This is a genomic window from Streptomyces sp. 796.1, from assembly GCF_047525675.1.
Taxonomy (GTDB): domain Bacteria; phylum Actinomycetota; class Actinomycetes; order Streptomycetales; family Streptomycetaceae; genus Streptomyces.
On sequence record NZ_JBLIWA010000003.1, the window covers coordinates 1 to 21,652 of the forward strand.

Sequence of the window (21,652 nt, forward strand, 5' to 3'; positions counted from 1 at the left end):
GGCCACCGCGCCCGCCGACGCCGTCACCGAGCCGGCCGCCGACGCCGCGGGCCAGGACGCGGGCCGCGCGCCGGCCGCCGAGAGCCAGCCGGTCGAGCCGGCCGCGGCGCAGGCCCGCCCCGTGACCGAGCCCGCCGACGAGGCCGGGCCGCGGCGTACCCGCCGCCGTGCCGTACGCCGGGCGACCAGCGACGTCGAGCCGCAGGAGCACGCGCCCCAGCAGGCCCCCCAGCAAACCGAGGCGGCGCAGCCGCGAGTGGCCGAGCAGGCCCCGGCCCCGCGCCGGGCCCGGCAGCGCGCGCAGCAGGAGACCGCGGCCCCCGCCGCGAGCGCCCCGCGCCAGACCGAGCCGCAGCCGGCCGAGACCGCCGGCGCCGCGACCGGTGCCACGGCCGCTGCCGCGCCCGGCGCCGCCATCGGCGCCACCCAGGAGCCGGTGCGCGGCCGGCGGCGTGCGGTGCGCCCGCCGACCGCGATGTTCCAGGCCCCGGTCTTCACCGAGCCGATGTTCCAGACGCCCGAGACGGCCGCCGCCGCTGCGGCTGCGGCCGAGGGCCGCAACGAGCCGTACGAGGACGAGGAGCCCGCCGCCGAGCAGGCCACCAGCAGCCGTCGCCGGCGCCGCCGGCGGGCCGTGGCGGAGAGCGAGCCGGTCGCCGAGACCGCCGCCCCGCAGACCGCCGACGCACCGGCCGAGCCCGAGCCCGCGCCCGCCGCGCAGGCGGCCGAGGACGTCGCGGAGCCCGAGCACGAGGCCGACGCGGGCGAAGCCGCGGACGAGGACGGCGGCGACCGCCCCTCGCGCCGTCGCCGCCGCGGTGGCCGGCGCCGGCGCCGGGGCGAGGCCCTCGACGCGGACGAGCAGCACGAGAGCGAGCACGGCGAGCACGCCGCCGACGCCGAGTCCGGCGCGGACGGGGCCGCGGCCCCGGCAGCCGATGACGCGGAAGGCGCCGACGGCGAGGACGCCGACGACGCCGATGACGCCGAATCCGGGGGCGGCGGCTCCAGCAGCAGCCGCCGTCGTCGGCGCCGTCGTCGGCGCAGCGGCGACAGCTCGGAGGCCGGCACCGGGGACGACCCGGAGCGCACGGTCATCAAGATCCGGGAGCCGCGGGAGCGCCGCGCCAAGGACGGCGAGCCCTCCGACGAGGTGCAGTCCATCAAGGGCTCGACCCGCCTTGAGGCCAAGAAGCAGCGCCGCCGGGAGGGCCGCGAGCAGGGCCGCCGCCGGGTGCCGATCATCACCGAGGCCGAGTTCCTGGCCCGCCGCGAGGCCGTCGAGCGCGTCATGGTCGTACGGCAGAGCGGCGAGCGCACCCAGATCGGCGTGCTTGAGGACAACGTCCTGGTCGAGCACTTCGTCAACAAGGAGCAGGCGACCAGCTACGTCGGCAACGTGTACCTGGGCAAGGTGCAGAACGTGCTGCCGTCGATGGAGGCCGCCTTTGTCGACATCGGCAAGGGCCGCAACGCGGTGCTCTACGCCGGTGAGGTCAACTTCGAGGCGCTCGGCATGGGCCACGGCCCGCGCCGCATCGAGACCGCGCTCAAGTCCGGGCAGTCCGTGCTCGTGCAGGTCACCAAGGACCCGATCGGCCACAAGGGCGCCCGCCTGACCAGCCAGGTCTCGCTGCCCGGCCGCTACCTGGTGTACGTGCCCGAGGGCTCGATGACCGGCATCAGCCGCAAGCTGCCCGACACCGAGCGGGCCCGGCTCAAGCAGATCCTCAAGAAGATCGTCCCCGAGGACGCCGGCGTCATCGTGCGCACCGCGGCCGAGGGGGCCAGCGAGGAGGAGCTGACCCGGGACGTCGCCCGGTTGCAGAACCAGTGGGAAGAGATCCAGCAGAAGGCGAAGAACGGCGGCAGCTCGCACGCCCCCACGCTGCTGTACGGCGAGCCCGACATGACCGTCCGGGTCGTCCGCGACATCTTCAACGAGGACTTCTCCAAGGTCATCGTGAGCGGCGAGGGCGCCTGGCAGACCATCCACGGCTACGTCTCGAACGTCGCCCCCGACCTTGCCGAGCGGCTCCAGAAGTGGACGTCGGACGTGGACGTGTTCGCCACGTACCGCATCGACGAGCAGCTCATGAAGGCGCTGGACCGCAAGGTGTGGCTGCCCAGCGGCGGTTCGCTGGTGATCGACCGGACCGAAGCGATGGTCGTGGTCGACGTCAACACCGGCAAGTTCACCGGCCAGGGCGGCAACCTGGAGGAGACGGTCACCAGGAACAACCTGGAGGCGGCCGAGGAGATCGTGCGCCAACTCCGGCTGCGCGACCTCGGCGGCATCATCGTGATCGACTTCATCGACATGGTCCTGGAGTCCAACCGGGACCTGGTGCTGCGCCGACTCCTGGAGTGCCTGGGCCGCGACCGCACGAAGCACCAGGTGGCCGAGGTGACCTCGCTCGGCCTGGTGCAGATGACGCGCAAGCGGGTCGGCCAGGGGCTCCTTGAGTCCTTCTCCGAGTCCTGCGTGCACTGCAACGGCCGCGGCGTCATCGTCCACATGGACCAGCCGAGCTCCATCGGCGGCGGTGGCGGCGGCAAGCGCAAGAAGAAGAAGGGCGGCGCCGACCACCACGAGCACGGCCACGACCACGGCCACGAGACCGCGCCCGAGGTCGAGCACGCGGCGGCCGAGGAACTCCCGGCCGCGGTGGCCGAGCCGGCACAGGTCGAGGCGGAGGACACCGAGGAGTGGTTCGGCAGTGCCGCGGAGGCGCACGCCGCCGCCGAGGCGCGCGGCACGGCCGCCTCCCGTCGGGGCCGCCGCCGCGCCAGCCGCAAGGCATCGGCCCCCGCGGGCTCGCCGAAGCCGGCCGCCGAGCCGGTGGAGCCGGTCGTGGCGGTCGCCGAGCCGGTCGCGGAGCCCAGCGCCCCGGTCGAGCCGGAGCCGGTCGCCGAGCCGGCGGCCGTCGCCCCGGCCGTCGAGACCGCTGCGGCGGCCCCGGTCGCGGAGGCCCAGGCAGCCGCGGACGCGCCGGTCGCCGAGCCGGTACGGGAGCCGGTCGCCGAGCCGGCGGCGGAGAAGCCGCGTACCCGCCGTCGGGTGACGCGCAAGGTCACCGCGCCGGCCGGGTCGCCCGCCGACGCCGAGGCGGCCGTGGTCGTCGTCGGCTCCTCCACCGCGCGCCGCGCGGCGGCCGAGGCACCGGCCGAGCCGGTCGCCGAGCCCGCCGCCGTGGCACCGGTCGCCGAGCCCGCAGCGGAGGCCGCTCCCGCGGTCGAGCCGCAGGCCGAGGCCGCCCCGGCGGCGGAGGTCGCGGAGGAGGCGGAGGCCGCGCCGGCGGCGAAGAAGACCGCCAAGAAGGCCGCGGCGAAGAAGACGACGGCCAAGAAGACCGCGGCGAAGAAGACGACCGCCAAGAAGACCGCGGCCAAGAAGACCGCGGTCAAGGCGGCGGACGTCGAGGGCACGGTCGACGCGGAGTCCACCGACGGCACTGCGGACGCGGTGGCGGACGAGAAGCCGGCCAAGAAGACGGCCGCGAAGAAGACCGCGACCAAGACCGCCGCCAAGAAGGCCACCACGAAGAAGACGGCGGCCAAGAAGACGACGGCGAAGAAGGCCGCGGCGAAGAAGACCGCGGCGGCGGAGCAGACTGCTGCACCGACCGTCACGGCCAGCACGGAGGACTGACCGCCACCCGCGGCAGCCCGACGCGGCGCTCCCCGGCCCACCTGGGCCCGGGAAGCGCCGCGTTTCCGGGCCCGTCGCCGGCGTCGCCCCGTGCCCGACCGTCGTGCCCGGTGGCTGGCGCGGGGTCGGCGCGGAGCACGCACCGGCCGGCACGCAGCACGCAGCGCGTACGGGGGCGGCACGGGGCACGTACCGGCAGGCGCGGGGCGCACGGCGAGTACGGGCGGCACGCAGCGCGTACGGGGCAGCGGGCGCGCGGGCGGGGCCGACGGTCGGACCAGCAACAGGGGCCGCGCCCCGGCCGGGACATGGCCCGACGCGCCCGGCCGGCGCCCGGTCAGGGCCCTGCCAGCGCCCGGTCGGTGCCCAGCGGGGGCCGGTTTGACCCTGTGGCGAGGCAATGCGTAATCTTGACTTTCGGCGTCTGTACGCCAAACCCCTGAGCACTTCCCTTCCGGCGCGACTTCGGGTCGCCCGGTAGAGGCCGCTCGTCCATTCGGTTCCGCGGGTCTTCGATCCGTGTGAGCGGCTGGCGTCAGGGGCCCGTTCACTAGCGAGAGAGAGATCCGCGTGTACGCCATCGTGCGCAGCGGTGGTCGCCAGCACAAGGTTGCTGTCGGCGACATCGTTGAGGTTGACAAGATTTCCACCGCCCAGGTTGGCGACACGGTAGAGCTCTCTACCCTGCTCGTCGTCGACGGCGACGCGGTCACCAGCGACCCGTGGGTGCTGGCCGGCATCAAGGTGCAGGCCGAGGTCGTGGACCACCACAAGGGCGCGAAGATCGACATCCTTCGCTACAAGAACAAGACCGGCTACCGCCGTCGTCAGGGCCACCGCCAGCAGTACACGGCGATCAAGGTCACCGGCATCCCGACGGCCGCGAAGTAAGGGACTGAGGAGAGATGGCACACAAGAAGGGCGCATCGTCCACCCGGAACGGTCGCGACTCCAACGCTCAGCGGCTCGGCGTGAAGCGCTTCGGCGGTCAGGTCGTCAACGCCGGTGAGATCCTGGTCCGTCAGCGCGGCACCCACTTCCACCCGGGTTCGGGCGTCGGCCGTGGCGGTGACGACACGCTGTTCGCGCTGAACGCCGGCGCGGTGCAGTTCGGCACCCACCGTGGCCGCAAGGTCGTGAACATCGTTCCGGTCGCCTGATCCCACGGATCACGGCGGACCGCGCGTAACGGTTCTTTCGCGAGGCGGACCTCTCTTCCCGTACGGACTCCCCTGGAGTTCGGGTACGGGAAGAAGGTCCGCCTTTCGCGTGTTATTTACCTGTCGGTCCGTAGCCGTTCGCACGGACCCGCTCGTACGCAGTAGACAGCAGCAGACATCTTCATCCGTAGGTAACTGGAGGCACATCCCATGACCACCTTCGTGGACCGCGTCGAACTCCACGTCGCCGCGGGTAACGGGGGCCACGGCTGCGCCTCCGTGCACCGCGAGAAGTTCAAGCCGCTCGGCGGGCCCGACGGGGGCAACGGCGGGCGCGGCGGCGACGTGATCCTGGTCGTGGACCAGTCGATCACCACGCTGCTCGACTACCACCACTCGCCGCACCGCAAGGCCACCAACGGCAAGCCCGGCGAGGGCGGCAACCGGTCCGGCAAGGACGGCGGCGACCTGGTGCTGCCGGTGCCGGACGGCACCGTCGTGCTCGACAAGAACGGCGAGGTGCTGGCCGACCTGGTCGGGCAGGGCACCACCTACGTCGCGGCCCAGGGCGGCCGGGGCGGGCTCGGCAACGCCGCACTGGCCTCCGCCCGCCGCAAGGCACCCGGCTTCGCGCTGCTCGGCGAGCCGGGCCACGCCGGGGACGTGGTCCTTGAGCTCAAGACGGTGGCCGACGTGGCCCTGGTGGGCTACCCGAGCGCCGGCAAGTCCTCGCTGATCTCGGTGCTCTCGGCCGCCAAGCCGAAGATCGCCGACTACCCGTTCACCACGCTGGTGCCCAACCTCGGCGTGGTGACCGCCGGCTCCACCGTCTACACCATCGCGGACGTGCCAGGCCTGATCCCCGGCGCCAGCCAGGGCCGCGGCCTCGGCCTGGAGTTCCTGCGCCACGTCGAGCGCTGCTCGGTGCTGGTGCACGTGCTCGACACCGCGACGCTGGAGTCCGAGCGCGACCCGCTGAGCGACCTGGACACCATCGAGGCGGAGCTCGCCGCGTACGGCGGTCTGGAGAACCGGCCGCGCCTGGTCGTCCTGAACAAGGTGGACATCCCCGACGGGCAGGACCTGGCCGACATCATCCGGCCCGACCTGCTGGCGCGCGGCTACCGGGTCTTCGACGTGTCGGCCGTCTCCCGCTCGGGGTTGAAGGAGCTGTCCTTCGCGCTGGCCGACATCGTGGGGACCGCCCGGGCGGCCAAGCCGAAGGAGGAGGCCACCCGGATCGTCATCCGGCCCAAGGCCGTGGACGACGCCGGCTTCACGGTCACCGCCGAGGAGGACGGCCTGTTCCGGGTGCGGGGCGAGAAGCCCGAGCGTTGGGTGCACCAGACCGACTTCAACAACGACGAGGCCGTCGGTTACCTGGCCGACCGGCTCAACCGGCTGGGTGTGGAGGACGCGCTGGTCAAGGCCGGCGCCAAGGCCGGCGACGGGGTCGCCATCGGCACCGAAGAGAACGCCGTCGTCTTCGACTGGGAGCCCTCCATGGCCGCCGGCGCCGAGATGCTCGGCCGGCGCGGCGAGGACCACCGCTTCGACGCGCCCCGCCCCGCCGCCCAGCGCCGCAGGGACCGCGACGCGGCCCACGACGAGGCGGAGCAGGAGTTCGACGAGTTCAACCCGTTCTGATCCCGGCGGGCTGCGACGGGCGCGCTGATCCTGGCGTGCTGAAACCAGCGTGTTGAAACCGGTGAGCCCTACCCGGGCCCGCCGGGATCAGCTCCGGCGACTCGCGGGATTCCGCGGCCCGGCCGGCCCCGCCCACAGCCGCCCGTACAAAAGGGCCCTGGCACAGCGCAGATGCTGTGCCAGGGCCCTTTCTGTACGTTGCGTACGCCTCGTGTGTTGCGTACGCGCCTGTACGTGGCTCTCGTACGCGGGTGGTGTCCCGCGGGTGCCTGGGGCGACCCGGAGGCCGTCCGCGGGCGCCGGGAGCGTCAGACGCCGGCCGTCTTCTCGGACCCGCTCGCCGCGGGGTCGGTCGGCGCGGTGCCGGCCGGGCGGGCGTCCTCGGCGTCGGCGGCCAGGGCAGCCGCCGCGTCCGCGGTGTCGGTCAGCCCGGGAAAGCCGCCCGCCGCGCGGGCCTCCATCCGGGCCCGGCGGGCGTCGGCCGCCGCGCACAGGTCCTGCGCCGCCTGGTTGAAGCGCACCAGCGACGGCGGGTCGGACGGGCCGAGCAGGTGCTCCTTGAGAGCGGCCCGGTCGGCCGCGTACGGGTCGCGCTCGGGGTGCCGGACGGCGTCCAGGAGCGCCGGCACGCCGTCGGCCTCCGGAGTGAGGATCGTCGCCGCGCGCACGGTCGGGAACCCGTCCCTGAACTCCTGCTCGGACATCCCGCTGGTGTTGGCCACCGCGTACGGCTTCTCGCTGCTCAGGTAGTCCGAGACGACGCTGGAGACGTCCGAGATCAGCAGGTCGGCGTGGTTGAAGCAGGAGAAGATCGCCGGCCGCGGGCCGGTGATGACCTGGTGCTCCCACTCCGGCAGCGCGGCCCAGTAGGCGTCCTCCCAGGCGGCGACCGCACGCTCCACGGCCGCGGCCCGGTCGCCGTCCGGCGCGCCCTGGAGCAGCATCCGCTCCAGCTCGTCCGTGTCGGGCCGGAACGAGGTGGTGGTGAGCTGCTGGAGCTCCTCGGCCCGGCGCGCCAGCTCGGCAGCCGCCTCGGGCCCGGGCCGCGTCCCGCCGCGCCCGACGTTGGCCTGGGCGATCATCGCCTTGATGCGCTCGTTGGCCTGGCCCGCGCGGGGGTCGACGGAGCCGGTCATCGGGTGCGGCTTGTACAGCAGGCGCACGCCGGGGTCGGCGAGCAGCGCACGGACGATGTTCTCGCCGGCCAGGATGACCGAGGTGTTGCCCGGATTGCCGTCCCAGCCCTCCCAGGTGGGCGCGTACAGCACCTGCGTGTACGTGCCGGTGGGGGCGCCCGCGTACGGGGCGATCGGGGCGAGCTGCGGGCGGCCGACCTCGACCACGTCCTTGTCCTCGACGCCGATGTCGGCGAGCTGGTAGCGCTCGCGGGCGGCCGGCCCGGCCACCCACACCTCGTCGTACACCTTCGCGTACGGGTTGCAACTGGAGAGCTTGTCGCTCTCGCCGTGGTTGGTGAACGCGTGCTTGATCGAGGGGATGCGCAGCACCTGGGAGGTCTTGCCGGAGTTCGCCGGGTGCAGCAGCACCTTCAGCGTCGAGTGTTCGAGCCGCATCAGGTTGACGACCTTGGGGATGCAGACGATCGGGATGTCGGTCGCGTCGATCTTCTGCACCATGAACCGCTCGCGGAGCACGATGATCGGCTTGCCGTCGAGCGCGGCGAGCGTGGAGAGCCACATGTTCGCCTGGTACGCGGAGGACGTGCCGCCCGAGAAGTACATGCCGACCGTCGGCTGGTACTCGGCCAGCCAGCCGTCCAGCCACTCCAGCGCCTGCTCGTCGCTGACCGCCCGCTTGCGCGGCAGCAGCCAGGTGCCCAGCCAGAGCACGCCACCGAAGGACAGCACGAGCGCGATGCCGAGACCGACCCAGCCCCACACGGCGTCCTCGGTGGCCGCGGTGGCCAGCAGGCCCGCGGTGGCCGGGACGGCGAAGCGCAGCAGCCGGCGGGCGGGCTGGCGGGCCAGCAGCCGCGGCGGGGCTGCGGTCAGGTGCAGCGCGCTCGCGTCGATGTTGCGGGTCACGAACGGCAGCAGCCGCCGCCGCTTGATCAGCACCGCGAGGGCCTGGCAGACGAAGTGCGCGATGTAGAAGAGCAGCAGCCCGACGGTGAGCGGGGCCTGCTCGTGGGTCGGGTTGATGCCGTCGATGCGCAGCAGCCCGACCATGACCAGCATGTCGCGCAGCAACTGCCGCAGCGTGGCGTCGAAGCGGATCTTGCTCAGCAGCGAGAGCAGCCCTGGCTGCTTGTGCTGGAGATACAGATCGAGGGCGAGCCCCGCCGCCGAGGCGGCGACGAAGAGCGGCACGTTGGGCAGCAGGGCGCCGATGAGCTGAGTGGTGAAGAACACCATCATCGCGAGCAGTGCCGCCAACTGGACGAGTCGGCGGGGGGCGATTCCGGCAGAGGGCACGGGGTGGGCTCCTGGCAGAGGAGAGCTACGGAAGCGGACGGAAAGGTACGGAAGCGGAGGGAGCGACCGCGAGTTGGTCGATCGTTCCACGTGCCGTCACCTTCGAGACAGCATCTGGATACGGTTTGACCACCGACGGTATGCCGTGGCCAGCCCCGGTGACAATCCATCGCAGGAGCAATAGCCGCGAACCAGGCCAATTGTCCACTGTTCGACGCGTCAGCGCGGGCCGACGCCTGTCCTGCGGGCTCTGCGGTAGGGGCTCGCCTCGTACGGGTTCTCTGTGTGTCCGTGCTGGGGGCGGGCCCGGTGGCTTCCCCGTACCTCTCCACGTACCGCTCCCGCCGGGCCCACGCCCAGCGGGCACGCCCACCGCTGGCGGCCCCGCGGAGTGTTCCGGTCCGGTGGGCGGGCGTCCGGCTGGTGAATGGTCCGGCGGGTCGGGGGCGTGCTGTCGTACATTGCGCAGCAGCGCCCGCCCGGGGCCTCCCGGGCTCGGCCCCGCCCGTGGCGCGGCGGCCGGTGGGCGGCGACCGGTGACGGGCACGAGGGCAGGTGGGGACGGCCGTGGCAACCCAGGACGAGTCGGCGCGGGCCGAGGCGGGAGACGGGCCCCGGGGTGGGGCGCGGCGCGCGGACGAGGCGCCGGACCCGCACGGCGCACCCGGCCCCCACGGACTGCGGGAAGAGGTCGTCGCGGCCCGGCGGATCGTCGTCAAGGTCGGTTCCTCGTCGCTGACCACCGCGGCCGGCGGGCTCGACGCCGACCGGGTGGACGCACTGGTGGACGTGGTCGCCGCGGTGCACGGCGAGAGCCGGCAGATCGTGCTGGTCTCGTCCGGCGCCATCGCGGCCGGGCTCGCCCCGCTCGGCCTCGACCGGCGCCCGCGCGACCTGGCCAGGCAGCAGGCCGCCGCCAGCGTGGGCCAGGGCCTGCTGGTGGCCCGCTACACGGCGTCCTTCGCGCGTTACCGGCGCCGGGTCGGTCAGGTGCTGCTGACCAGCGACGACACCAGCCGCCGGGCGCACTACCGGAACGCCTACCGGACCCTGGACCAGCTCCTGGCCATGGGCGCCGTACCGATCGTCAACGAGAACGACACGGTGGCCACGGACGAGATCAGGTTCGGCGACAACGACCGGCTCGCCGCGCTCGTCGCCCACCTGGTCAGGGCCGATCTGCTGGTCCTGCTCTCGGACGTGGACGGGCTCTACGACGGCGACCCCAGCACCCCGGGCACCTCCCGGATCGCCGAGGTCACCGGGCCGGCCGACCTCGCCGGGGTGTCGATCGGCAGCGCCGGCCGGGCGGGCGTGGGCACCGGCGGCATGGTCACCAAGGTGGAGGCCGCGCGGATCGCCGCAGCGGCCGGCGTCCCGGTCGTCCTCACCTCGGCGAGCCGGGCCGCGGACGCCCTGCTCGGCCGGCCCACCGGCACCTTCTTCCACCGCACAGGCCGCCGCGCGCGGGGCCGCCTGCTGTGGCTGGCGCACGCCTCCGCGCCGCGCGGCGCGCTGGTGCTCGACGACGGTGCCGTACGAGCGGTGGTCGAGCGGCGCAGCTCGCTGCTGCCGGCCGGGATCAGCGCGGTGGAGGGCGAGTTCACGGCCGGCGATCCGGTCGAGCTGCGGGACGGTGCGGGGCGGCCGGTGGCGCGCGGCCTGGTCAACTTCGACGCCAAGGAGGTGCCGCGGCTGATCGGCCGCTCCACGCGGGACCTGGCCCGCGAACTCGGCCCCGGCTACGAGCGCGAAGTCGTCCACCGCGATGACCTGGTCGTCCTGACGCACTGAGCGCCGCCGGCGCGCGAACCCCACGCGCCGCCGTACGCGAACCCACGCCCCACCGCCACCCCGAACGCACCAGCCCGCCACCCGTGCGCCCCCGCGCCCGCCCGGCTGGCACCGCGCCCCGCCGCCCGTACGTATCGCAGGCGCCCCGCCGCCCCTGCGGCCCGCACGGCGCGGACCAGCAGACCACTTGATGTCCTGCGGGGCGTCACCCTCGGACCAGGAGTCGAAGCGAACCGAAGGGAAAGCGGCAAAAGAGCCACCATTCCCCGAGGACCTTTCGTAAAACCGCCCCATAACCCTCCGCGGGCTGGTCAACTTTGTTGCACGGGGATGCCGGAGGCGTCCTCGTGCAAGCACCAGACGGCTTCGCCCGGGGGACGAGCGAAGCGGCGAGTAACAGGAGGCCGTCGGTGAGACAAGGACGACCAGTGGTGCACCCCCGAAGCGGGGGACCAGCCCGTATCCGCGCGACCGTACCCGGACAACCCACGCTGGTCAGCGTGGACCTGAGGGAGCCGGCGGCCACCGAGACCGCCGGGGCCCGCCCCACACCAGCCGGCAGCGGTGGCCGGGAGCCCGAGACCACCCGCATGTGGCACATCACGCTCAGCGTCTCCGGCCCGGTGACCCCGATCTCCGAGGTCCGGCGCGGCCTGGAACAGCTCGCCCACGACCACCCCTTCTTACTGAGCAGCCGGTACGCCGTCGGCCACGCCGAGATCCGCTACTGGGAAGAGGCCCGCGACCTGCACGACGCCGCGGCCCTCGCGCTGCGGCTGTGGGGCGAGCACCGCTCGACGGCCAAGCTCCCGCCGTGGGAGATCGTCGGCCTGGAAGTCATCGACCGCCAGACCTACCACCACCGCGTCACCCGGGGCCAGGGCCCGGGGGCATCGCCGGTCGGCGTGCACCCGTACTGACCCGCTGGGGCCCCGTCCCGCAGGGCGAGATGGCCGGGGGCGGGGCGGGCGGCGCGGCTAGCATGCCGCGCATGAGCAGCAGCGAATCCGACATGTCGCCGGTCATCCGGGCCGCCCGCCGCGCACGCGAGGCCGCCACCCTCCTCGCGCCACTGCCGCGGGCGGCCAAGGACGCGGCGCTGCTCGCCGTCGCCGACGCCCTCCAGACGCGGGCCGCCGAGATCGTCGCGGCCAACGCCGAGGACGTCGACCGGGCCCGCGCGGCCGGCACCTCCGACGCCATCGTCGACCGGCTGACGCTGACCGAGGAGCGGGTGGCGGCCATCGCCGCCGACGTCCGCCAGGTCGTGGCGCTGCCCGACCCGGTCGGCGAGGTGGTGCGCGGCTCGACCCTGCCCGGCGGCATCGACCTGCGCCAGGTGCGGGTGCCGCTCGGCGTGGTCGGCATCATCTACGAGGCCAGGCCCAACGTGACCGTCGACGCGGCGGCGCTGTGCCTGAAGGCGGGCAACGCGGTGCTGCTGCGCGGCTCCTCCTCCGCCCACCACTCCAACACCGCCCTGGTGGCCGTCGCCCGCGACGCCATCGCCGCGGCCGGGCTGCCGGCCGACGCGGTGCAGTTGGTGCCCGGCGAAAGCCGCGCCGCCGCCCGCGAGTTGATGCGCGCCCGCGGCCTGGTGGACGTGCTCATCCCGCGCGGCGGCGCGAACCTGATCCAGACCGTGGTCACCGAGTCCACGGTGCCGGTCATCGAGACCGGCACCGGCAACTGCCACGTGTACGTGGACGCCGAAGCCGACCTGGAGATGGCCGTCCGCATCCTCATCAACTCCAAGGCGCAGCGCCCCAGCGTGTGCAACGCCGCCGAGACGCTGCTGGTGCACCAGGACGTGGCCGCGGCCTTCCTGCCCCTGGCGTTGGCCGCGCTCGCCGAGGCCGGCGTCACCGTGCACGGCGACGCGGCCGTGCAGCAGGCCGCCGAGCAGGCCGGTTCGCCGGCCACCGTGCTGCCGGCCACCGACGAGGACTGGGCGACCGAGTACCTCTCGTACGACATCGCCGTCGGCGTGGTGCCCTCGCTGGACGCCGCCGTCGCGCACATCAGGCGCTGGTCCTCCGGGCACACCGAGGCGATCGTCACCACCGCCCAGGCCGCGGCCCGGCGCTTCACCCAACTGGTCGACTCCACCACGGTGGCCGTCAACGCCTCCACCCGCTTCACCGACGGTAGCCAGTTCGGGTTCGGCGCCGAGATCGGCATCTCCACCCAGAAGCTGCACGCCCGGGGGCCGATGGGGCTGCCCGAGCTGACCTCGACCAAGTACGTGGTGACCGGCGAAGGTCACGTACGGTAGCCGGCTGGGCGGTGCGGCGCGGGGCCCCGGGGGGAGCGACCTGCCGCGCCGCCGGCCGCCCGCTCCGGCGCCGTCCGCCGGGCACCGCACTGGCGCTCCGGACTCCACGCCGGGCACTGTGCCGGGCCCTGCTCCGGACCCCGCGTCAAGCACCGCACAGAGCACCGCGCCGGACTCCCCCCAGGAATTTCGCTCCGCCCTGCCCAAAACGACCGCCCAGGGCTAACCTGGACGCGTGCCGGACGACGTGGGGGGCAGGCCGTTCCCGGACGGCGACGAGCCCGACGACCACCACCACGGGGCCGCGGACCCGGGTCCTTCCTCACCCGATGCGGGGGAGGAGGCCGAGTTCGCCTCCGTGGTCTTCGACGAGGACTTCGTGCGGTCCGCCGAGGTCCACGAACCAAGCGCCGCCGAGCGGATGCTCGCCGCAGCCCAGGCGCGCGCGGAGGCCGAGGCGACCCGCGCGGGACAGCGGCGCGGCGCCCCCGACGACGACCTCTACGACGACGGGTACGGGCCGGACGGCGAGTTCGGCCACGACCCCGACGACCCGCGCCACGAGGGCAGGTACGGCTACGGCAGCCTCGCCGACGAACTCGACGCGGACGACGAGTTCGGCCCGTACGGCAAGTACGGGCAGGCCGGCCGCCCCTACCGCGGGCACGCCCACTGGCAGCGCCCGGTCGCCTGGGTGCTGGCCGTGCTGATGGGCATCGGGGTCGTCGCGCTCGCCTTCACCGCCGTCTACCGCGGCGCGTCCGGCGGTGGCGGCAGCCGGCAGGGCCCGAGTCCCTCGCCCGCCACATCCGAGGTGGACAGCGCGCCTGGCGGCCAGCCGGACGCCGTCCGTTCCGTGCACACCGAGGACGGCGGCTCCCCGGCGCCCGCGAGGACCGTCTCGCACGCTCCGTGACGACGTCGGCTTTCGTCCGAACTTGTCGGGCCCCCGGGGCGTTTATCTTCGTCGCCATCGACCTACTCTGGTGGTATGAGCGGGCCTTCAGACCCCCCGGACGGGACACCCGAGAGCGTTTCGGGGGGTGACGACGAGTACCGCTCCGTCGTGTTCGACGAGTCCTTCGTCCGCGCCGCCCGCCTCCAGGAACTCTCCGCACAGGAGCGCGTCGGCGACCACGCGCCGGCCGTGCGCAGCCGGCGCCCCTGGCGGCGCAAGGAGAAGAGCGGCGCGTCACCCCAGGCCGTCATCGTCATCATGCTCATCGCCCTGGCCTTCGCGACCGCCGTGTACATGGGCGTGCAGCGCCCGTACGAACAGACCGCGACGCGCGCCGCGGACCCGCTGCGCAGCACGCTGGTGCCACTGGCCCCGCGCGGCCAGGTGCCGGGCGGTCCGGCCGCCTCGCTGTACGCGCACAGCCCGGCCAAGAAGTTCCGGATCGGCGCCGACGGCATCACCCTGCCGCCCGCCCAGCGCACCGCGCACTTCTCGCAGGACCAGGTGGGGGAGGCGCTCACCACGGCCAAGGAGTTCCTGGTCCACTCGGCGCTCGACCCCGACACGCTCGCCGGCGGCGACGCCCGGCTGGTGCGGCTGCTCATCGACCCCGACCAACTCGGCCAGTTCGACGCGAGCATGGCCCGCCCGAGCGACGACGGGCAGCACGCCGCCACCGGCTGGGTGCTGCGCTTCGACCCCGCCCGCGTCTCGCTCGCCGACGAACCGGTGCGCGTCCAGGGCCGACTGACGGTCAGCGAGGTGAACGGCTCGGCCCTGGAGGTCGTCGCCGACCACACGTACGTGTACGCCCTGCGCCGGGCCGCGAAGGGCGCGCCCAAGCCGGCCGACGGGCCTGCCGACACCAAGCCCACCGGGCCTGCCGGCACCCCGGACGCAGGCCGTACGGGCGCGGGCACCCCGGGCGGCTCACCGGCCAGCGCGCCGACCGGCACCGCGCCCACCGGCGGGGCCCGGCTACCGACCCCGGTGGCCGTGCCCGGCACCGGGCCGCACTCGCTGTTCACGGTCCGCCGTGCGGCCCGCTTCCGCTTCGACCGCGACGACCTGCGCGACCACCACCTTGAGGTGGTCGAGAGCGCCCTCCAGGCCGGCCCGCAGACCTGCGCGGCGGACGCCTCCGACCACCTGCAACCGCTGTTCGCCGGCGAGCGCGCCCCGTCGGACGCCGCGGCCGGTACGAACCCGTACGCGACCGGGCGCCCCACGGACTCGCTGTGCGGGGTACTGGCACCCGGCGCCCAGCCCTCGGGCGTCGGCTCCCGCTAGCCCGGGGCCCGCACTCGGCTTCAGCTCTCGCCGTCGCTCGCGCCTTCGCTGAGCCCTGGGTCGCGGGGTTCAGCTCCCGCCGGCCCCGCTGCCGCCGCCGGTGGGGCCACCACCGTCCGGCGTACCGCCGCCCGGCCCGTCGCCGTCCGGCCCGCTGCCCTGGCCCGGCCCGCCGTCAGCGTCCGGCGAGCCGGCACCGCCCGACCCGCCGGTGCCCTCCCCGCCGCCCCGGCCCCCGCCGGTGAACCTGTCCCGCAGCTTGCCGCCGAGGTCGCCGGCGCCGCCCGCGATGTCCCGCACCAGACCCATCAGCGGGTCCTTGCTGTTGCGCACGGTGTCCGCGTAGTGGTTCGCGGACTCCTTGAACGAGTCGCTGACCGAGGTGCCCTTGTCCTCGCCGCGGCGCGGGTAGTGGCCGTCCATCAGCCGCTGGTAGTCGCGGCTGGCCGCCCACCGCTTGAGCTCGGCGGCGCGCACCGTGGCGAACGGGTGGGTGCGCGGCAGCACGTTCAGGATCTTCAGCACCGAGTCGCGCAGGTCGCCGCCGGCCTCGTACTCGTCCGCCTGCTGCAAGAACGCGTCCACGTTCATCTCGTGCAGGTGGTTCCCGCCGGCCAGCTTCATCAGGCCGCGCATCGACGCCTGGAGGTCCTGCCCGACCAGCAGCCCGGCCCGGTCGGCGGACAGCTCCGACTTGCGGAACCACTCGCGCAGCGCCGTCACGATGGCCATCACCGCGACGTTGCCCAGCGGAATCCAGGCCACCTTGAGCGCGATGTTCGTCAGGAACAGCAGGATCGTGCGGTACACCGAGTGGCCCGACAGCGCGTGCCCCACCTCGTGCCCGATGACCGCCCGCATCTCCTCCTCGTCGAGCAGCTCGACCAGGCCGGTGGTCAGCACGATGATCGGCTCGTCCAGGCCGATGCACATCGCGTTCGGGTCCGGGTCCTGCGTGACGTACATCGGCGGGACCTTCGCCAGGTCAAGGACGTAACAGGCGTCCCGCAGCATGTCGTTGAGGTGGGCGAACTGCTGGTCGCTGACCCGTACCGAATCGGACAGGAACAGCAGCCGCAGGCTCCGCTCGGGGAGCAGGCCGCTGAGGGCCTTGAACACGGTGTCGAACCCGGTCAGCTTCCGCAGCGCCACCAGCGCCGATCGGTCCGCCGGGTGTTCGTACGCGCGGGAGGAGATCTCCGGGAACCGCCTGCGCTCGCGGCTCGGCGGATGTTCGTGGCCGTGCGTGGTGCTGTCGCTCATCGTGCCCCCCTCGTTGGGCTGCTGGTCGTGGCCCGTCATGCCGTTCGGCCCACCCCACCCTAGGACCTGTGGATGACGTGGCTACCGTGGAGTGATGCACTACCTCACTGCCTTGCACGACGTAGTAATCGCCGCCCCCACGCCCTCCGCCACCCCGGGCAGCGGCTCGCACGGCGGCGGCGCCGGGCCGGTCTTGCGTACCGTGCTCATCGTCGGCGTCCTGGGCGCGGCCCTGGGCGCCTGGTTCCTGCTGCGTGGCTATCGGGACCAGGGCGGGCACGGCTGAGTCCCGTCGGACCCCCGCCCCGAGCCCGACAGTCGACAAGACGTGCGGAGTCGGCGTGAGGTTGCGCGGCGGCGCCGCATACGATGTGCCGGAAGTGTTCTGCCCGTCCCTCCCCGAGCCGTGCGGCACGGGGACCGCCCCGGATAGGTCCTGCCGACGATGACCGCTTTCCACACCGCACACGCGACCCTGGCCCCGCTCGCCTCCGAGGGCGGCGAGCACGGTGGCGAACACGACAGCCTCAACCCGTACCTGACCGGCGGCGGGGCGCTCTTCGTCCTGCTGCTCCTGCTGTGGATCACCACGCGCTTCAACCGGGACCGCTGACCTCGGCGGCGGGGTACGAGCGCGCTTAGTAGGGTCTGCACGCATGGGAGAACAGACAGCGTCCGTGAAGCGGCGGCTCGGCGTGATGGGCGGGACCTTCGACCCCATCCACCACGGTCACCTGGTCGCCGCGAGCGAGGTGGCGGCACAGTTCCACCTGGACGAGGTGGTGTTCGTGCCCACCGGGCAGCCGTGGCAGAAGAGCCACAAGCAGGTGTCACCGGCCGAGGACCGCTACCTCATGACGGTCATCGCCACCGCGTCCAACCCGCAGTTCTCCGTCAGTCGGATCGACATCGACCGCGGCGGCAAGACCTACACCGCCGACACCCTGCGCGACCTGCGGGCCGGCAACTCCGACGCCGACCTGTTCTTCATCACCGGCGCCGACGCCCTCTCGCAGATCCTCACCTGGCACGACGCGGCGGACCTGTTCTCGCTCGCGCACTTCATCGGCGTCACCAGGCCGGGGCACATATTGACCGACGCCGGCCTGCCGGAAGGCGGCGTGTCGCTGATCGAGGTGCCGGCGCTGGCGATCTCGTCCACCGACTGCCGGGCCCGCGTCGCCCAGGGCGATCCCGTCTGGTACCTGGTGCCCGACGGCGTGGTGCGCTACATCGACAAGCGCGAGCTGTACCGCGACGACGGCTGAAGGGGCACCGGTGAACGACCGACAGGACCCGTCTCCTCCTGACGACTGGCCCGGCGACCCACACGCCCCCGGCGACCCGTACGCCGGCTACCGGCCGAACGACCCGTACCCGGCGGACCCCGGCTACCCCACCTACCAGCAGGGCGGCTACCAGCAGCCCCAGCCGGACGGCTACGGCTACGACGCCTACGGCGGCCAGCAGGGCCAAGGGGGCCAGCCGCAGCAGGGCTACCCGCAGGGCGGCCGGCACGGGGCTCCGTCGCCATCGGCGCCGTTCCCGCAGCAGGAGTCCCCGTACGGGCAGCAGGACCAGACCGGCTACGCCCCGCAGCCCGCACCGGGCCAGGGCGGCTACGACCCGTACGGGCCGGGCGCTGCGCAGACCGGCCTCCCGTACCTCCCCGGCCAGCAGGGCGGCGGACAGCAGCCCGGAACGTACGACACCCAGGGCTATCCACCCCAGGGCCACCAGCAGGGCCCGCCCGCGGTGCAGCCCGGCTCCGGCGGGCCGGGGCAGGACGGGGCGTTCCCCGGCGGCTACCCGCCCGCCCCGGCGCAGGGCTACCAGCCGCCCCAGCACCACGCGGGACACCAGGGCCAGGACTTCGGGCAGCACGGCGGGCCCGGCGCCCCGTACGGCGCCGGCGCGCCCGCGACCGACGCCCAGCCCGCGGCGGTCCGGCCGTACGCGCCGGGGCCCGGCGGCGACCCGGCGCAGCCCGGGGCGTTCCCACAGCCCCGGCAGGACGGCTACGCGGCGGCCGAACCGGCCGCGCCCCGGACCTCGACCCACCGCAGGGTGCCCCGCCAGGCCACGCCCGAACAGGCGCCCGCAGGGCCGGCCGGCGCGGGACCGGGCGGCACCGGCCAGAGCGAGGCCGGGCAGGGTGGGATCGGGCCCGCCGCCCCGGGATCGCTCGCTTCTGGACCGTTCGCCTCCGGACCCGCGGCCTCCGGGCCCGCCGGCGCCGAGCAACCCGCGCCGGGCCGGTCCAGGTCACGGCGCGCTCAGCGCGGGCAGCAGCCGCAGGCCACCGACGGCGCCCGGCCGACCGGGCGCCGGGCCGAGCCGCAGCAGGCGACCGACCAGCAGACCGGGACCGGCCAGCGCCGGGCCGGGCAGCAGCAGCCGGCACCGGCCGACGGCGCACGGGCCGGGGACGCGCCGGCGGACGCGCCGGGCGAGGACTACCGCACGGAACAGTTCTCCTTCATCGAGGAGCCCGACGAAGAGTCCGAAGACGTCATCGACTGGCTGAAGTTCGCCGAGACCCGCTCCGAGCGCCGCGACGAGCGCAAGCGCCAACTGCGCACCAGGCTCATCGCCGGCGGCGCCGCGCTCGCCCTGCTTGTCGGCGGTGGCGTGGGCTACCTCTGGTACGCGGAGAAGCTGCCCGGCATGTCGAGCAGCAGCGAGGACAGCGCGAGCGCGGGCGGTGCGCAGCGCCGTCAGGTGATCGTCGTCCACCTGCGCGAGACCAAGGGCGGCGGCAGTTCGAGCATCCTGCTCGTGGACAACGCCACGACGAAGAAGGGCAGCACCGTCCTGCTCCCCAACGCACTCGCCGTGCCCGGCGAGAACGGCACCACCACCCTCGGCAACGCCGTCGAGAGCGAGGGCGCCGGCGGCACCAAGGACGCCCTCAGCGCCCTGCTCGGCTCCGACATCCAGGGCACCTGGCGACTGGACACGCCCTACCTGGAGAACCTGGTCGAACTCGTCGGCGGGATCACCGTGGACACCGACGTGCTCGTGCCCGGCGCCAAGGAGGGCGACGACCCGCTGGTCAAGCGCGGCAAGGGGGCGCAGCTCACGGGGCAGGGCGCCGTCGCCTACGCCACCCACCGCGAGCCGAGCGAGGACCAGAACAAGCAGCTCGCTCGGTTCGGCCAGGTCATGCGGGCGGTGCTCGACAAGATCTCCACCGACCCGGGCAAGGCCACCAGCACGGTCGAACAGCTCGCCCAGATCCCCGACCCCTCGCTCTCCGAGAAGCAACTCGGCGCCTCGCTCGCGGGCCTCGCCCAGCGCGCCGACGACGGCTCGTACGCCACCGAACTGCTCGCCGTGCAGCCGGACGGCACGCTCAGCGACGCGGCGTCCGAGAACGTGGTGAAGGACGTGCTCGGCGGCTCCGTCAAACAGCCCGAGGACGGGGCGAGCAGCGCGCCGCGGGTGAGTGTGCGCAACGCCACGGGCGATGAGGCCAAGGCGGGATCCGCCCAGGTCGCGCTGGTCAACGGTGGTTTCACGGTGGTCGCTGGCGGCAGTGCGAGCACCGAGGCCACCTCCCGGGTGACCTACGCGGACGCCGCACACGCCGACCAGGCCAAGCAGGTCGCCGCGACCCTCGGCCTGCCCGAGAGCGCCGTGTCCCAGGGCAAGGGCGCGGCCAACGCGGACGTCACGGTGGTGCTCGGCAGCGACTTCGCCGGCCGATCGGGCTGAGCCGCGGCACGGGCCGGCCCGGCGGGAGGCCGGGCAGGGCCCGGCGGGAAGGCAGGACGCCCGGCGGCGTGGCCTCGCGGGGGCCAGCCGGGACCTGCCGGTGCGGCCCGGCGGGAATCCACTGCGGCCCGGCGGTGTGACTTGGTGGTACGGACCGGCGGGAGCCCAGCGCGGCCCGGCGGTGTGGCTTGGTGGTACGGACCGGCGGGAGCCCAGCGCGGTCCGGCGGTGTGGCCCGGCCGGGCGGCGAACAAAAGGCTGGCGGAAGTGTCGGTGGGGCGTGAGACCCTTGAGTCACCCGCCCCCTGCCCCAGCACGGGGGCTCCGCCGACCGGAAAGCCCTGCTTGTGACCGCCACGGACCGCTCCATCGAGCTCATCAAGACCGCCGCTCAGGCGGCGGCCGACAAGCTCGCGCACGACATCATCGCCTACGACGTCAGCGACGTACTGGCGATCACCGACGCCTTCCTGCTCGCGTCGGCGCCGAACGACCGCCAGGTCAAGTCGATCGTCGACGAGATCGAGGAGCGGCTGAGCAAGGAGCTCGGCGCCAAGCCGGTGCGCCGCGAGGGCGACCGCGACGCCCGCTGGGTGCTGCTCGACTACGTGGACATCGTGGTGCACGTGCAGCACAGCGAGGAGCGCGTGTTCTACGCGCTGGAGCGGCTGTGGAAGGACTGCCCGCAGCTCGACCTGCCCGCCGACGCGCTCGCCACCCACGGCAAGGCCGCCGAGCACGCCAAGGCGAAGGCGGCGGACGAGGACGACCTGGACGGTGAGCTCCGCTGAGCGGCTCAGGTGGGGGACGGGGGCGCCGTGTCGTCCTGTGGCGACACGGCCAGACTGCGTGGAACCTGGAGCGCCGCTTCCAGGGCTCCACGGACATCGAGCTCACCGCGACCGGCCTGGCCCAGGCCCGGCGCGCGGCCCGGCTGCTCGCGGCGCTCAAGCCGGACGCGATCATAGCCTCCGACCTGCGCCGGGCCGCCGCGACCGCGGCCGAGCTGGCCGCGGTGACCGGCCTTGACGTGATGCACGACGCCGCGCTGCGGGAGACGTACGCGGGCGTCTGGCAGGGCCTGACGCACGACGAGATCATGGCCCGCTACGGCGACGAGTACGCCGCGTGGAAGCGCGGCGAGCCGGTGCGGCGCGGTGGCGGCGAACTGGAGACCGAGGTGGCCGACCGGGCCGCCCCGCTGGTGCAGGCCATGGCCGAGAAGCTGCCGGAGGACGGCACTCTCGTCGTGGTCAGCCACGGCGGCACCATCCGCACCACCATCGGCCGCCTCATCGGCCTGGACCCGCACACCTGGGAGTCCCTCGGCGGCCTCACCAACTGCTGCTGGTCCGTGCTCGGCCAGGGCGCCCGCGGCTGGCGCCTGCTCGAACACAACGCGGGCACCCTCCCCGAGCCGGTCCTCGGCGACGACGACTGACCTCCGACGGCGGATTTCGC

Annotated in this window: 17 protein-coding genes; 15 read left to right on the forward strand and 2 right to left on the reverse strand. The window is 74.0% G+C overall.

Annotated features, from left to right (window positions below; genetic code table 11):
- The 4 genes from ACMA1D_RS02820 to obgE all read left to right on the forward strand — a co-directional run.
- Positions 1-3,652 (forward strand): Rne/Rng family ribonuclease (locus ACMA1D_RS02820; RefSeq protein ID WP_414722248.1); only part of this gene is annotated, 3,652 nt, incomplete at its 5' end.
- 570 nt (positions 3,653-4,222) lie between these two features.
- Positions 4,223-4,543 carry a 50S ribosomal protein L21 gene (gene rplU, locus ACMA1D_RS02825; RefSeq protein WP_349996974.1) on the forward strand — a complete coding sequence of 107 codons (321 nt, stop codon included), beginning with the start codon at positions 4,223-4,225 and terminating at the stop codon, positions 4,541-4,543.
- Between the two features lie 14 nt (positions 4,544-4,557).
- On the forward strand, positions 4,558-4,812 hold the full coding sequence (gene rpmA / locus ACMA1D_RS02830; protein ID WP_349996973.1) for a 50S ribosomal protein L27: 255 nt from the start codon (positions 4,558-4,560) through the stop codon (positions 4,810-4,812).
- A 210-nt stretch (positions 4,813-5,022) separates the two neighbouring features.
- Positions 5,023-6,459: a GTPase ObgE gene (obgE, locus tag ACMA1D_RS02835; RefSeq protein ID WP_414722249.1), complete on the forward strand. Its 1,437-nt coding sequence runs from the start codon at positions 5,023-5,025 to the stop codon at positions 6,457-6,459.
- Between the two features lie 308 nt (positions 6,460-6,767).
- On the opposite strand, the gene ACMA1D_RS02840 is transcribed toward obgE, so the two are convergent.
- Entirely contained in the window at positions 6,768-8,894 is a 2,127-nt protein-coding gene (locus ACMA1D_RS02840) for a hypothetical protein (protein ID WP_414722250.1), read from the reverse strand.
- A 678-nt stretch (positions 8,895-9,572) separates the two neighbouring features.
- On the opposite strand from ACMA1D_RS02840, the gene proB reads away from it, so the two are divergent.
- The 5 genes from proB (at position 9,573) to ACMA1D_RS02865 (ending at position 15,211) form a co-directional block, all read left to right on the forward strand.
- Positions 9,573-10,688 carry a glutamate 5-kinase gene (gene proB, locus ACMA1D_RS02845; protein ID WP_414722504.1) on the forward strand — a complete coding sequence of 372 codons (1,116 nt, stop codon included), beginning with the start codon at positions 9,573-9,575 and terminating at the stop codon, positions 10,686-10,688.
- 506 nt (positions 10,689-11,194) lie between these two features.
- Complete coding sequence (locus ACMA1D_RS02850; RefSeq protein WP_414722505.1) at positions 11,195-11,608, forward strand: hypothetical protein; 414 nt, start codon at positions 11,195-11,197, stop codon at positions 11,606-11,608.
- Positions 11,609-11,679: 71 nt separating this feature from the next.
- Positions 11,680-12,963 (forward strand): glutamate-5-semialdehyde dehydrogenase, encoded by a 1,284-nt coding sequence (locus tag ACMA1D_RS02855; protein WP_414722251.1) that lies wholly within the window; start codon positions 11,680-11,682, stop codon positions 12,961-12,963.
- A 235-nt stretch (positions 12,964-13,198) separates the two neighbouring features.
- The gene (locus tag ACMA1D_RS02860; protein ID WP_414722252.1) at positions 13,199-13,879 is read left to right on the forward strand and encodes a hypothetical protein; all 681 of its coding nucleotides are present in this window, start codon (positions 13,199-13,201) and stop codon (positions 13,877-13,879) included.
- 75 nt (positions 13,880-13,954) lie between these two features.
- Entirely contained in the window at positions 13,955-15,211 is a 1,257-nt protein-coding gene (locus ACMA1D_RS02865; protein WP_414722253.1) for a hypothetical protein, read from the forward strand.
- A 69-nt stretch (positions 15,212-15,280) separates the two neighbouring features.
- Here the strand turns inward: ACMA1D_RS02865 and ACMA1D_RS02870 are convergent, their stop codons facing one another.
- Positions 15,281-16,474, reverse strand: coding sequence for a M48 family metallopeptidase (locus tag ACMA1D_RS02870; protein WP_414722254.1), 1,194 nt, complete (start codon positions 16,472-16,474; stop codon positions 15,281-15,283).
- A 94-nt stretch (positions 16,475-16,568) separates the two neighbouring features.
- On the opposite strand from ACMA1D_RS02870, the gene ACMA1D_RS02875 reads away from it, so the two are divergent.
- The 6 genes from ACMA1D_RS02875 to ACMA1D_RS02900 all read left to right on the forward strand — a co-directional run bounded on the left by ACMA1D_RS02875 (position 16,569) and on the right by ACMA1D_RS02900 (position 21,632).
- The gene (locus ACMA1D_RS02875; protein ID WP_349996802.1) at positions 16,569-16,760 is read left to right on the forward strand and encodes a hypothetical protein; all 192 of its coding nucleotides are present in this window, start codon (positions 16,569-16,571) and stop codon (positions 16,758-16,760) included.
- 159 nt (positions 16,761-16,919) lie between these two features.
- The gene (locus tag ACMA1D_RS02880) at positions 16,920-17,087 is read left to right on the forward strand and encodes a hypothetical protein (protein WP_414722255.1); all 168 of its coding nucleotides are present in this window, start codon (positions 16,920-16,922) and stop codon (positions 17,085-17,087) included.
- Positions 17,088-17,130: 43 nt separating this feature from the next.
- A complete protein-coding gene (gene nadD, locus ACMA1D_RS02885; RefSeq protein WP_349996804.1) occupies positions 17,131-17,742 on the forward strand; it encodes a nicotinate-nucleotide adenylyltransferase in 612 nt (203 codons plus the stop codon).
- 10 nt (positions 17,743-17,752) lie between these two features.
- Positions 17,753-20,191 (forward strand): LytR C-terminal domain-containing protein, encoded by a 2,439-nt coding sequence (locus ACMA1D_RS02890; RefSeq protein ID WP_414722256.1) that lies wholly within the window; start codon positions 17,753-17,755, stop codon positions 20,189-20,191.
- A gap of 347 nt (positions 20,192-20,538) precedes the next feature.
- Complete coding sequence (gene rsfS / locus ACMA1D_RS02895; RefSeq protein ID WP_414722257.1) at positions 20,539-20,982, forward strand: ribosome silencing factor; 444 nt, start codon at positions 20,539-20,541, stop codon at positions 20,980-20,982.
- Complete coding sequence (locus ACMA1D_RS02900; RefSeq protein WP_414722506.1) at positions 20,979-21,632, forward strand: histidine phosphatase family protein; 654 nt, start codon at positions 20,979-20,981, stop codon at positions 21,630-21,632. Before rsfS ends, ACMA1D_RS02900 begins: the two co-directional genes overlap by 4 nt.
- The last annotated feature ends 20 nt before the right edge of the window (positions 21,633-21,652 follow it).